This is a genomic window from Sphingobacterium puteale, assembly GCF_050986225.1.
In the GTDB taxonomy this organism is placed as follows: Bacteria; Bacteroidota; Bacteroidia; order Sphingobacteriales; family Sphingobacteriaceae; genus Sphingobacterium; species Sphingobacterium puteale.
In genome coordinates this window covers 5,361,668-5,374,408 of the sequence record NZ_CP158959.1, presented here as the reverse complement: position 1 = coordinate 5,374,408, position 12,741 = coordinate 5,361,668, and the positions used below count along the sequence as shown (strand labels likewise).

Here is a 12,741-nt window from a genome sequence, read left to right as displayed (position 1 = left end):
ATTATTTATCTGGTGGAAGCTGATAGCGCTTTTTGATCTCTTTCAATATCTTTTTGTAATACTTTGTTTTGTCCGATTCATCAATAACAATAATTTCCACATCATTAGCTTTGAGTAATTGCATTTTATCCACAGCGATTTGATGCCATTTTTTTGTTGTATAATAAAATAGCTGATTTTGAATAAAATTACTCTTTCGATAAAACTTATTTCGAGCACGATAGGTCAATAGCCACCAGAGATCAATCTCTACAAAATCCAGTGAAAGACCCAGGATATGAATGTCTTGTGTGAAGAAAAGATCTATCCAGGATTGCAGTTTCAGGTTCTTTTTTTGCTTCAGCCTTTTTATTAATGCCGCTTTAAATACTGTATCAGACGTGTAATTGGTGCCATTGACAACATAATCTCTCATTTTTTGGAGCTGTCCGCAATAATGTTCGTAGCCCAGATTGATGGAGGTCGGATTGTCACAATCCCCATGGATATGCCAAAATGTTTTATCTGCTGTTTCATGCCGACGAAAAACACTATAGGTTGTTTCCCTGACAAGACTTGTATTAACCTTTGCTGTGGGGCCTTCCAGACTGAATTCATAATTTGTTGTGATGATATTCCTAGTCGGAAGAGATCGGATTAATTGGTGTATTTCATTTTGCTTTATTTGGGAGACGCTGTCCGAGATATATGTTTTAAGTTCCCTCTCATTAAGCTGCTGCATCTTGATCGCATTTAGAAAAATCTCTTCATATAACATTGGGAAAGGTTTTTGCCCATTTTCCAATCCCGTCAGCTGATATTTTGCTTTAATATTGGTCAATAAATCGCTCCAACTGATCCCCGGAGAAATATTGTTGATATCATTCCCAACTAAAAGACTGAATTTATCCATTTGTAATTAATTTCTATTGAAGATTTTTTGTTCTATTTAATTGTTTTACGCATATTTCGATTTATGATAGTATGAATTCCATCATGAAAATTATTGATCGGTCTCTAATTTAATAAAAAAGAACGAAGGAGGTCAAGCGGCTTTTTAAACCTTCTTTTGGTTAGGGTGGCTAACAAGGAATCTTAAATTTTTGCTTTATTTTAGGGACCTCATTTATTTATCGGAAATCGAATTCCGAAAATGGCGGGACTGATGAAAAAGGCTAGGCGAACCGATTTCCTAGCCTTCACGGTATAACTCATCCTATGCTATAACGATCAAATAACAAAAGAGTAACAAAAATGTTTTTATCCGACCAAAGGAGTGCTAATTTTCGGTCAATGATTTCGGGACAATACATTTCTTTGTCAAACGAGTCTGAGTAAAACGTTATATCTTTATTGCAGGTGTAGATGTCGATAGCCCATTTGATCAAAAAATGATGAAAACACACTATCCTCTATCCACCGTGGACAAACAGCTTGGATACGAGCTGTTGGCAAAAAACAGTATTGACTGTATGCCGGTTCGACTGCCCAAGATCGAATCAACAAATGAATACGGACGAGCAGTGGAAGCAAGTCTTGTAGATTGTCCCAGTGATGCTATGACCGCTTTTGAATTGGCGAATTTTCTTATCGGTCGGTTAGAAGCCAGAAGTTATATTCGTAAAGCTCATTTTATTGCCAACATTTAACAATCATGATCATATATTCTTAACGAATCCATGCGCCAATTTTAAAGCCACATCAGTCCGAAGTGGCTTTTATTTTTACATCAGGAATAAAAAGAAGCGATTCTTTCACTGATATTCGGTAGTTGTTTCATACCGCTTGTATATGCGTAATATTTCATTTTTCAGGTGCTGCCCATAAATAAATTTGTATTGAAATACTAGCTGAAATATGCATGACAGCTTTTATTGAATAAAACTAAACTCCGGATTTTAATAAGGAAAAGCGCTGAATATAGAAATAAATCATCAATAATATAAGAAGATATGGATATTGAAAAAAACAAATTGGTAGGAGTTTCCTATCACGAGACATCTAATAAAGGCCGTGTTATCAGCCCTATTTTTATCATTATGCATTATGATGGTGCATCCAATGCCACTAGTGCGATTCATTGGATGTTGGATCCCCAGAGCAGGGTTTCGGCCCATGTGCATATCAGCCGGGACGGTATAGTGACACAATTGGCACCGTTCAATATTAAATGCTGGCATGCGGGACTGAGTTCATGGGCTGGTTTAAAAGATCTGAACAATTATAGCATTGGGATCGAGCTGCAAAATAAAGGAAATGAGGTTTATACGGAGAAGCAGATTGCTGCGGCGATTGAAGTCTGTGAGGCAATCGTTGCCCATTATCCGATTCAGGAAATTTTAGGGCACAGTGATATTGCTCCGGGAAGAAAAGAGGATCCGGGAAAACAGTTCCCATGGATGAAGTTTAAATCACTCATAAAAAAGAACTACTATGGAAATACTTGAGATTTTAGAAAAATTGATTATCCCTATCGTTACGGCTATCGGTGGTTACCTTGTTGGACGGCCTAAACAGCAGGCGGAAGTGGAAGCAACGAATGTAGAGAATGCCGGGAAAGTCATCGACAAATGGGAAGGTTACGCAAACCGGCTCGAAAAAGACATTGAACATTTAAGAGCAATTATTGAAGACCTCAATGAAGGACTCAGGCTGGCCAATGACGATCGTATGGCCTGTTCAAAGACCTTGGCGGAGTTACAGGTGAAATATGATGATCTGATGAAGCTTTATAAAGAATTGCAGATTGAATTAAAAAAAGTGAAAAATGAAAAATATACTTGCATTGACCGTAATGCTACTACTCGTTAGTAGCTGCGGTCTATTTAAAAAAACAGTAAAGACAAGTGAATCGCATATGCTTGAGGCAAGGGGGAAAGTGATGGTATCGTCACAAATAGATTCCAGTAGCAGTCATTTGGAGGTTGGGCAGTCCTACGTCCGAAATCTGAAACAATCTGAAGATCTTATGCAGATCGAGGGTGCGGAAATCGAGATCAGTCCGGATGGAATTGTACGGATAGGTAAAGGGAAGATCAATAAAAAACGGACGCTTTATGCGGATAGCAGCAATGTATTCCGGAAGTCTATTTCTGGACAAAGTCAGCTGGTCATTGAAAATCTACTGCGCAAAGATGAAAAATTAAAGTCAGCGGAAAGAACGACAAGACGAACGGAGCGACCAATGGTAACAAGTATGCTATTTTTTATTACTGGTCTACTTGTCCTGGCAAGCCTTATGCTCTGGTGGCTGCGAAGGAAGATATGGCGAAAAGGTTAAGGGTTATTATACCGATCAGAGAAAGTGTTGAGCTCACTAATTTTATGATCGGTATAATTTCTGGGAAAATCATCTTACTTATCATTGAAACGTTTATGAATGAAATAGTAATTTGACGCCTGTTTGATATCTTTCTTAAAATCATTATATAAGTCAAATTGGTTGCATGCGCAGATAATGGATTTTTGTAAGGTATCACTATTAATCTTTAAATACGGTCCAAGTTCCTTGTATATTGTGCTCTTTACTTTAGTTTTTAAGTTGTCTAATTTTTCTGGCTGAAAAATGCGCAAGACTACCGCGATTGCTTTGTAGCGATGTTGAATATCTTTATAATTGATATATTCACCCATGATCTGTTGGGTGGGTATACCCATAAATTCACAATAACAGTCGATGACTTGACTGATTTTGGAAAGATCAGGCTCATAAATTTTGTCAATTGATCTTAATATTTCCGGATGATTTTCTTTTAAGAAGCTTAAAATGAAAGAGTAATATAATGTGTTCATGCGTCGGGAATTGGTCTTGTTATTTCGTTGCATTTTTACAGCAGTTAATTTTTGTTGTGGAAATAGAACTGACATAAGCTCCATTTCCTGTGCTTGTTTTGAAATAATGTTCTGATTTCTGATATCCTTCCGGTTTAATCCGACGGATCCGTTTAGCTGTGCATGCGTTGTGATGAAGCGTTCCATATTGATGTTCCTTTTAAGTATATACCTGTTTTTTTCTCTGTCTTTTTGTTATTCGTTAAGCGAAGCCATTGATGGGACATTGACGTCTAATAAATTTCTCGGATATAATTTACCGATGTGAATTCATTGTTAAACAAAGTTAAACAAAATTGTTAATCATTCAAGTGTTTTGAATTTTATTTTACGCATTTTTTTATTGTTTACTACCGTTGTTAAACTTATTTGTTTAATTATAACTATCTCATAATTAGTGTTTAATGTGTTTTATTTGTTTATTTATTTGTTTAGGTTTAATATCTTGTGTAACTTAGTGTCAGATTGTTATGAATTAGTGTAACATTTATTCTTATCCTATAAAAACATGGAAACTTATCCACATAATAATTTTGAGGTTTTACGCTTGGAGATGGGGATTACCAATCGGGAATTCGCGAGTTTATTGGGCGTGCGTGAGCAGGTATATTCCCGCATTAAGAAAGGGGAATATCCAATTGGACTTACCATGAAAACACGGATTCAAAATGCCTTTCCACAGGTTCAATACGACTGGCTGCTGTATGGGAAGGGGGAGCGAGCCCAGTCAGGTATATTCGTTCAGTCTGATGCTCTTGCAGCAGTCAGCGTTGGGAATGGAAAATCAATTGGGTATTTTTCAAATGACGTTAAGTTTATTGATGAAAATAAGAACAATATATTCTTTGAGGTATCGCCCGGACGATATCTGATGCAAACTAAGCTCGTTACTGAGAAGGCAAAAGCGGGTTATCTTTCGGGATTCTCAGATGCCGAATACATGGATGATTTACCAGCACATTTTATTACGGTGAATGAATTTCACAAGGGGGCTTACCGTTCTTTTGAAGTTAGTGGTGACAGTATGACCGATGGGACTGACGCCAGTGTTCTGGATGGTGATATTGTTACTGGGCGTCTGATTAAACGGGAGCTCTGGCAATCGAAATTCCATACCCATAAATATAGATACTGGGTCATCGTTCATCGATATGAAGGAGTAATCATTAAAGAAATCGCCCATCACGATGTCGCGAACGGAATCCTTACATTACGTTCGCTAAATTCGGATAAAGCGACCTATCCGGACTTTGAAGTTAGTTTGGATGACGTGGATCAGATCTTCAATGTCGTTGATATCAGCCGTTCATTATAGGACTCCGCTGAAGTGGTATTCGCAACAAAACTACCTGACGACGATTGACCATCATGAAAACATGTTCATCCAAATATTAGCAGCGTGTATTTTTCGGTATGCAAGCACGGATTGGTAAGCCTCAATTGATATTTCCGGGGATTTGTCTTGTTTGTTGTAAAAACCGGCCGCGTCGAATTAAATGCCATAGGTAATAGTTTGTTATTTTTCAGCTAAAATATATAGTAAATAAAGCTAATTTAATTAGTTTTGTTTACTATATTTGAACACGGATTGAAAGCTGATGAATGTGTTTAATGTATGATGTCCCGGCGTCGAACAGTATATATAATGCGCTAGGATATATCGTTGTACATATAAGAACATTGGTTGCTCATTATTCTTGCATGTTCATTGCTTTCAATTCCTATAAATCCGAACAATTAAATGGACAGCGTGATGAACGTCTGAGATAGGAATAATAGTAAAATGAATATACCATTGACGAGTGATATCCTTCAGGACTTGAAACGTAAAGGTTATAATATACTTAAGTCTGAGAATAGTATAGAAGATACCTATCAGTATTTTGTTCCTGTAAGAGTAAATGATTTATGAAAATTTCTAGAAGAGTTTAGCAAAGACTCCGCGACGGTCGTTATCGAACAGCTTATTCACGTTTCCGTGGAAACCTTTAAAAGTAAATTTATAAAGGTATTTTAAATCCAGTCGAAGCCATTTACTAATCCATCATATGTTTATTTTTAAAGCCAGTTTTTAACCTGGCTTTTTTGTTCCTATACTTCCGATACATTTACGATAGCTGATCTATAAGGTAGTATCCAAAAAGCCGCAATATAATAGCTTATGCAGATCTTAAAATAACAAGTTATAGACAGATAAATAAACTTTTATTCTCGTTACGAATAAGGCTATCGGGAGTAGGATACTACTTTGATTTATCGCTCTTCTGTAATAAAGGAATAAATTTCTCATAACCTTGGGCTTTCATCTGTTCTTTTGGAACAAAGCGTAAGGAGGCACTATTGATACAATACCGCAATCCCCCTTTTTCGGTGGGACCATCATTAAAAACATGCCCTAAATGAGCATCACCTGTTTTGCTTCTCACTTCAGTTCGGCTCATTCCAAAAGATTTATCGTTTTTTTCGGCAATTAAACTATCGCTAATCGGCTTGGAAAAGCTCGGCCAACCACAGTCTGACTCAAACTTATCTGTCGAAATAAATAAGGGTTCGCCGGTTGTAATGTCAACATAGATACCTTCCTTAAATTCATTCCAGTAGGCATTGTCAAAAGCCTTTTCGGTCGCACTATTTTGCGTGACATCATATTGTAATGGTGTCAATTCTTTCTTCAAAATTTTTTTATCTATCTTCTTGTAACGCGTGGGCTGGTTTGCTTGCCGGGCCTTTTCAAATAGGTCCGCCGGAATATGGCAATAGCCGCCCGGATTCTTTCCTAAATAATCCTGATGATAATTTTCAGCAGTATAAAAATTACGTAATGCAGCAATTTCGACGACAAGTTTGGAATTATAGTTTTTCGCGAGCTGTTCGATTTCTCCCCGGATCGTTTTTTCATCCTCTTTTTTTGTAAAGTAAATTCCGGTTCTATATTGCGTACCTATGTCATTCCCCTGTTTATTCAAACTTGTTGGGTCAATCGTTTTAAAGTATAAGTCAATCAACAATTTCAAATCAACTTTGGCCGGGTCGTAATTGACTTTTACGGTTTCAACAAAACCAGTATTGCCCTCGGATACCTGTTCATAGCTGGGATTGGCTAGTTTTCCATTCGCATAACCAACTTCGGTGGCCGTTACGCCTCTTATTTGTTTAAAATAATGTTCTGTTCCCCAAAAGCACCCTCCAGCGAAATAAATTTCCTTGGTTAGCCTGTAATCTACGGTACTCTCCCCCGAAACTGATACCTTTTCTTCACTTTTTGTAAAGCCTATTTTTACTATCGCGAAGCCAAAAAGGATGAGCATAGTAATGGTCGATATAATTTTCATGATCTTTTATTTGTTAGCTGATTGTAGTAAATTGATTCCAAATCCAAGAAATAATATGTCCTTGAGGATAAAGAAGTCCGTTACCGGAACCCCATTTACATATCTCAACATATTGGGAGTGGTAAAAAGATAACTGAGGGTCATTGTAAAAATAATGCATAATCCCACACCGGCATATCGCCTCAGCGGATTGAGTTTTAAACTTAGTAAAATAAGTAGGGCAACCACGATTTCAAAGATGCCGATAATATTGGATACTGTTTGTACGCTTAGCAGGCGATACAACCAGGAAGAAAGCGGATGATTTGCTATCAATGGCTTAATGGCCATGGCTTCTGTCGCTGTAAACTTGAATATTCCAAGCCACAGAAGAATGAGAACAACGCCAAATGTGGACATGTAAAACCCCCATTGCGATGATGGGGTCGTGGGATTTTTTGTTTGTGTCATGGGATGCATTTTTCTAACATTTAAATTGTTTCTATTGTTTCTCTCTTAGTAGTATGCACCTCAAATTCCTGACAAAAAAATCTTATTATTTCAGTTTTTCTTTTAATTTATCTTTAAATAGTTGTAAATCAGTTTTGTTGAATCTGTCAGGAACGTCCTGTGTAAATATTTTTTTCATCGCATCTTCCATTACATTGATCTTACGGCTATAAGCGCGGCACCATTTACAGATCATGAGGTGCGCGTTTAGACGGATTTTTTGTAGGGACGTTATGCTGTTCGTGTTTCGCTTTTCCATGAGTAGGGTTGCCTGCCTGCAGGGCATCAATAGCAGATGTATGAGTCGTCTTACCATCCTTTACAAAATCATAAAATGTTAAACCAATTGAATTCCAGACACTCCCGAAGTTGCATACGGCCACGTTGAAGGATCTTCCATAGGTTAGTTGTCGTAATGCCTGTTTCCTGACATACTTTGTCTGCTTTTTTTTCTTCCAGGTAGTAAAGCTTTATTGGGATAAGCCATTTTAAAGGTAATTTATCTATACAATCCGCCATTACTTTGTTGAAATCATTGTTGTCAAGCAGGTTTTCGTCTTGTTCATTCCAGTCTTGTAGGATATCGGCATGTTTCCATGATCCTTCCTGATCAAAATATCGGTCCAGTGGAACATTTTCTGTGTGTCGATATTTTTTGCGGTAAAATTCAGCGACTTTATTTTTGAGAATAGCCATTAACCAGGTTTTCACACTACTTCGGCCTTCGAAAGAATAGTAAGATTCAAATGCGGAAATAAATACATTCTGGACAATATCCTCCCCATCCTGTTTGTCAGATAACAAAAAAAGTGCACTATTGAGAAGTGTTTCACTGTAGGTGTCGATCCATTGTTGTATATGTTCTGAGCGTTTGTCCATGTAGTCAACGATAATCCTATAAAATTAGAAATAGTTTTTTTGATACTTTCGATCCTACCAGGATTGATTATGGCTATCAAAGGATCAGCCCCTTAAAAACAGAACCATCATCGCTATAAGCACAATAAAAAGAAAGCAAATGACAGCAATTGAAAGAATATACTGTTTTTTATTCCTTTTTAGGAAAAAGCTATTGGCTTTCCAGATAAAAAATATATAAGCAAGCAGAGGATAAGCTATACTAAAAATCTTCGCCCAATGCGAACTGATAGCGAAGAGCAGGAAGATAGAAATCAGCAAATATGAAACCGCTAGTAATAGATGAAATTTTCGGAAATATGGAATAAAAGCCTTTATATCAAATTGTTGTTTTTCAGCTGTGGAAAGTGTGTTATATCCAGAAAGTGATGCGTCTGCATTTTTTTCGGTGACTAGAAAAGCTACAGTCGCCAGCATTGCACTTAATACTAAAATCAAAATAATCATCTGTTAAAAATTGATATTTGTGATCGTATTTTGTTTATTCTCCATTGAAATCTTTCTTCGTTCTGTTAGTTCCATTTCCTGTAATTCTTAGGGATTAAAGGAAGCCCTTTTGGGAAATATAGCCCGTTAAAATCAAAATAAAAGAAAGTTCCTGTTTCGGCATGTCTTATCTGTAGGAGCGCTTTTAGATTTTGGGATGTACTGATATATCTGTAATCAAAATGGTCATTTCCCAGGACGGGAGCATTTCCCTGTTGGGTGTTAACCAATACCAGTTGTCCGGGATCGTCCGTTGCCGGTATTAAGCTAAATTCATTGTTCAGTACAATAGCTTTGTTATGAGGAATAAGTATCTGGTTCGCCATACTGGGAGGTGGCATCATACTGCCGCGTAGTTCAATTTTCTGGTTGAATAGTTTTGCAATTGCCTCACGTTTATAAACTGTGCTGCCTATTTTTTTAAAACTGGTATTGTAGACTTCCACGGTGTGACTCGACTCAGGTATACCGTATTTCTGACCAAAAGTACGTTGGATTGCGGTTTTGCTTCCCAGCACAAATCCGATCAGGGTCAAAGGTGCATTTTCGTTTATTCGGTATATGAGATCAAAGCTTTCAAATTTGGGTAAGGAGTTTATTGGAACAAAACTATTGTTAGCGTCCAAAACAGCGTAGGTTTCATCTTCTTTTAACGCCCAGAGATACTGTTTACCATCCACGCTTTCGTTGTCCCAAGCATCCTGATTTGGTTCGATTTTTTTGTAGGAGTGCGTAAGTTGTATTGGCGAACTTGCCGAATTTAACAGAATAGAGCTTCCATTTACCTCAAAGTGATAATAGCTGTCTTTGTTGATTTTCAAAAGGCCACATGTGCGATCCAGATGTCCAACAAACTGCGCTTTTCCAGAACGGGCATCAATGACCTCGTCCTCGCCTTCATTTTTCGCGATGATATAACTTTGAAAATCTCCGACCACATCATAATTACCGGGGCCGTCCACAAAAGCATCGGGCGGGACAAGTTCCGTCTCGGAAATCTTTAATAAACCTAATTTACCTTCGGATTTGAAAGGAATAAACTGGGGATGCTCCTGAGCGAATGCACAGGAAAAAAATAAAAAAATACTAAAAGCGAAAATAAACTTCATCGTAAACTGACTTTTGACATTTGGTGGCGATCGCGCGCACCTTCAAATTTGAATTTACAAAAATAAATCTATTCAACGCTGTAAGTTTTTTACTTATCCCACAGGTCATTGAAGATAGCTTGTAGCGCAGCTACCGGACGTTATACCACGCTGCATTTAATTTTCAAAAAGCCATTTTATTCCTACTACCAACATCACGATTACCGCGATGATGTATTTTACTTTAATCACTTGTTGTTTTCGGTACGCAATGTAAATCCCCAGTGCCATGATCAAGGCAATTGCAATAATTATCCATCCAAATGAGAAGCTGTTTCCAAGCTCAATATTTATCATATTTTTAGTTTTTTAATAATGTATTAGATCAGATTTGCGTAATCGTATTTTAGTCTTTTTCAAATGTTACGTCCGTTATCTTGTAATTGAAATTAGTTTTGTCGCGCTCAGCTTCAGGCTTTTCTAATTCATTGTAATGTACGGTGCCGGTCATTTTAAACGTAGTATGTGTGTCGAGATTGGTTTTCTCCCCATTTTTATCAATGACGTGGAAATTTTTGAGTGTATAGTTCTTTTGGTCCGCCGGAAGTTCAAATAGAACACTGTTGTTTTCTGTGCCAACCGGTAATATCACGCTGAATGCTGTAAATTTTTCGGAGCTGATCGCATGCGGTTTCACAACAAAATTCATTGCCATTGTCTTTGAATTACCCGATGAAAAGGTAAAGGATGGAGCGTCGAACTCACCAATTAGTTCAATGGTCTTGTTATGGTTGTCGTAGTTGGATTCCATTGCCTTAATCGTATCCACTGATGTACCATTGCATGATGATAGGGATGTTAAACCCAGGGATGCAAGTAACAAGGCTGGAATTATTCTTTGTATTTCCATAGGAATATGTTTTATTGTTTTTGATATTTTAATATGATATTAACTGCGTTTTTTGCTCTTATTTTTCATAAAAGTACAATAGAATCTACAGTTCAATATAGTAGGGTTTAAATCCGTTGTAAATAAATTTAAATCCGTAAGCTCTTTTGCTTTTTTCGCTTTTGGCGGGATCAGTTTCCTGCGATAGCTTGGGGTGTCCGCCTATGCTTTCAGAAAATGGTAAGTAGCAGTTTTAACGGAATCCTGCGCTTTTTGTTAACCTTTGGATTTAAAAAAAATAAGGCTGATAATTAGACAAACTAAGGTGATAATGGAGAATACGGTTCGTATATTGTTCCAGAATACCCAAGGATCTTCAATACGAAGTCGCATCCGATAGATGGCTTCCGATGATGCTTTTGCAAGATCGAATGAATTTAATTGGTTGTTTAGCGGAACATTTTTAGCTGCGGTAATGATAAATACACCAACAATATAACTTATGCATGCCGTCAGGATCAGATAGAATTTCGGAGATGATAAATCAAAATACAATACCGATGAAACAATTAATAATAATGGTGCTCCTAGAAAACAGCTATAAAATGCAGGATTTAAAATTTCTCTATTGATATTTTGCATCGCTATCAAATAAGTCTTGTCATCCGATTTATGGAGCCCTAAATTGACGGAGAATGTATAGGCGAAAAACAGGCCTGCTATTAATGCTGAAGTAGTTGTTGCTGCTCCTAAAGTGATCTCTTGTAGTTTCATTGCTTTTGAATTTAAATAGATAACGATTTTATTTAATTTTCTTTACGTAAAATTCGGAATCAACAAACATTCAAAATAGAACAAAAACGACAATACTAGATTTTGCCAAACGTGTTGGGAGTCACCCCCGTAAAGGCTTTGAATACCCGGATAAAGTGTGATTGATCGGCGTATCCATTCGCATAAACGATATCATTTATCTTGCTGAAATCTTTTGTCTCCAGTTGGTTGAGTGAAGACTGAAATTGGACTATTTTTGCGAATTGCTTTGCGGAAATACCCGTTTCTCTGAGAAATCTTCGTTCCAGTGTACGAATGTTCAGCTTTTCTTTTTCGGCGATTTCTTTGATAGCAATTATTCCCCTGCTGTCGATGATGTATTGGATTGCTTCTCTTACCAGGAAATCGAGCTTATTACTTTTATGTTTAAAATAATCGAGCAGTAAGTTCGCGATAATCCTGATCTTTTCTTCTATGGTTGAGGCGAATAGGATTTTTGAAATAATCTTGTTGATATCGTTTTCGGGCCCAGTCGTCAGATAATGGCAGCCGTCATTGATCTCCTGGGGATTGATCCCCCAGAAAGCGCGTAAAACAAATGGATACAATTGAAAAATAACGATTTTAAAATGGCCGTTCACATGTATGTTGATGGGTTTGATCGTTTGGCCATATAAAAAAAATGTTGGCATTTTTTTTCCATGCGGCTGTATGGTTATACCATTTTCGGTTTGATGGAATAGAAGTCCGGGATATCCATCCGCAAAAAACGGCAGGATGGTTTCTAAGGATTCGCTGTTTTCGAATACGAGAATATTTTTGACAAAAAGGGCAATGGATTGATCTGGAACAATATTTTGGATATCCATCGTGATAACTATTTCTGTTTAAGATTTAAATAGGCTTAAATATAAAGAGATTTTTACTGATACAGCAATTCTGATTTGATGCCGAC

General features: G+C 37.1%; 17 protein-coding genes. 5 read left to right on the top strand and 12 right to left on the bottom strand.

Features of this window, described 5'->3' with window-relative positions; translation table 11 throughout:
* Position 1 precedes the first annotated feature (1 nt).
* The gene (locus ABTV71_RS22580) at positions 2-892 is read right to left on the bottom strand and encodes a hypothetical protein (RefSeq protein ID WP_433901182.1); all 891 of its coding nucleotides are present in this window, start codon (positions 890-892) and stop codon (positions 2-4) included.
* Between the two features lie 478 nt (positions 893-1,370).
* Here ABTV71_RS22580 and ABTV71_RS22575 point away from each other — a divergent pair, with 478 nt between their 5' ends.
* The 4 genes from ABTV71_RS22575 to ABTV71_RS22560 all read left to right on the top strand — a co-directional run bounded on the left by ABTV71_RS22575 (position 1,371) and on the right by ABTV71_RS22560 (position 3,259).
* Positions 1,371-1,628, top strand: a complete 258-nt coding sequence (locus ABTV71_RS22575; RefSeq protein WP_433901181.1) for a hypothetical protein — start codon at positions 1,371-1,373, stop codon at positions 1,626-1,628.
* Between the two features lie 303 nt (positions 1,629-1,931).
* Positions 1,932-2,426 (top strand): N-acetylmuramoyl-L-alanine amidase, encoded by a 495-nt coding sequence (locus ABTV71_RS22570; RefSeq protein ID WP_433901180.1) that lies wholly within the window; start codon positions 1,932-1,934, stop codon positions 2,424-2,426.
* Positions 2,413-2,790, top strand: coding sequence for a hypothetical protein (locus ABTV71_RS22565; RefSeq protein WP_433901179.1), 378 nt, complete (start codon positions 2,413-2,415; stop codon positions 2,788-2,790). Before ABTV71_RS22570 ends, ABTV71_RS22565 begins: the two co-directional genes overlap by 14 nt.
* A complete protein-coding gene (locus ABTV71_RS22560) occupies positions 2,747-3,259 on the top strand; it encodes a hypothetical protein (RefSeq protein ID WP_433901178.1) in 513 nt (170 codons plus the stop codon). The genes ABTV71_RS22565 and ABTV71_RS22560 overlap by 44 nt, the downstream gene beginning before the upstream one ends.
* A gap of 74 nt (positions 3,260-3,333) precedes the next feature.
* Here ABTV71_RS22560 and ABTV71_RS22555 read toward each other — a convergent pair whose 3' ends face one another.
* Positions 3,334-3,957, bottom strand: a complete 624-nt coding sequence (locus ABTV71_RS22555; RefSeq protein ID WP_121126351.1) for a hypothetical protein — start codon at positions 3,955-3,957, stop codon at positions 3,334-3,336.
* Positions 3,958-4,318: 361 nt separating this feature from the next.
* Here ABTV71_RS22555 and ABTV71_RS22550 point away from each other — a divergent pair, with 361 nt between their 5' ends.
* A complete protein-coding gene (locus ABTV71_RS22550; protein WP_121126352.1) occupies positions 4,319-5,125 on the top strand; it encodes a LexA family transcriptional regulator in 807 nt (268 codons plus the stop codon).
* A gap of 928 nt (positions 5,126-6,053) precedes the next feature.
* Here the strand turns inward: ABTV71_RS22550 and msrB are convergent.
* From msrB to ABTV71_RS22500, 10 genes are all read right to left on the bottom strand, one after another.
* The gene (gene msrB / locus ABTV71_RS22545) at positions 6,054-7,142 is read right to left on the bottom strand and encodes a peptide-methionine (R)-S-oxide reductase MsrB (protein ID WP_433901177.1); all 1,089 of its coding nucleotides are present in this window, start codon (positions 7,140-7,142) and stop codon (positions 6,054-6,056) included.
* A 6-nt stretch (positions 7,143-7,148) separates the two neighbouring features.
* Positions 7,149-7,592 carry a DUF417 family protein gene (locus ABTV71_RS22540; protein ID WP_121126354.1) on the bottom strand — a complete coding sequence of 148 codons (444 nt, stop codon included), beginning with the start codon at positions 7,590-7,592 and terminating at the stop codon, positions 7,149-7,151.
* Between the two features lie 85 nt (positions 7,593-7,677).
* On the bottom strand, positions 7,678-7,947 hold the full coding sequence (locus ABTV71_RS22535; RefSeq protein WP_147430517.1) for a hypothetical protein: 270 nt from the start codon (positions 7,945-7,947) through the stop codon (positions 7,678-7,680).
* 11 nt (positions 7,948-7,958) lie between these two features.
* Complete coding sequence (locus ABTV71_RS22530) at positions 7,959-8,510, bottom strand: sigma-70 family RNA polymerase sigma factor (protein ID WP_121126356.1); 552 nt, start codon at positions 8,508-8,510, stop codon at positions 7,959-7,961.
* An 84-nt stretch (positions 8,511-8,594) separates the two neighbouring features.
* Positions 8,595-8,996, bottom strand: a complete 402-nt coding sequence (locus tag ABTV71_RS22525) for a DUF3784 domain-containing protein (protein WP_433901176.1) — start codon at positions 8,994-8,996, stop codon at positions 8,595-8,597.
* A 65-nt stretch (positions 8,997-9,061) separates the two neighbouring features.
* Positions 9,062-10,144 (bottom strand): hypothetical protein, encoded by a 1,083-nt coding sequence (locus ABTV71_RS22520; RefSeq protein WP_433901175.1) that lies wholly within the window; start codon positions 10,142-10,144, stop codon positions 9,062-9,064.
* A 156-nt stretch (positions 10,145-10,300) separates the two neighbouring features.
* Complete coding sequence (locus tag ABTV71_RS22515) at positions 10,301-10,480, bottom strand: hypothetical protein (RefSeq protein ID WP_121126359.1); 180 nt, start codon at positions 10,478-10,480, stop codon at positions 10,301-10,303.
* A 49-nt stretch (positions 10,481-10,529) separates the two neighbouring features.
* Positions 10,530-11,033 carry a hypothetical protein gene (locus ABTV71_RS22510; protein WP_121126360.1) on the bottom strand — a complete coding sequence of 168 codons (504 nt, stop codon included), beginning with the start codon at positions 11,031-11,033 and terminating at the stop codon, positions 10,530-10,532.
* Between the two features lie 255 nt (positions 11,034-11,288).
* Positions 11,289-11,786 (bottom strand): DUF1772 domain-containing protein, encoded by a 498-nt coding sequence (locus ABTV71_RS22505; protein ID WP_433901174.1) that lies wholly within the window; start codon positions 11,784-11,786, stop codon positions 11,289-11,291.
* A 95-nt stretch (positions 11,787-11,881) separates the two neighbouring features.
* Complete coding sequence (locus ABTV71_RS22500; protein ID WP_433901173.1) at positions 11,882-12,655, bottom strand: helix-turn-helix domain-containing protein; 774 nt, start codon at positions 12,653-12,655, stop codon at positions 11,882-11,884.
* Between the last annotated feature and the right edge of the window lie 86 nt (positions 12,656-12,741).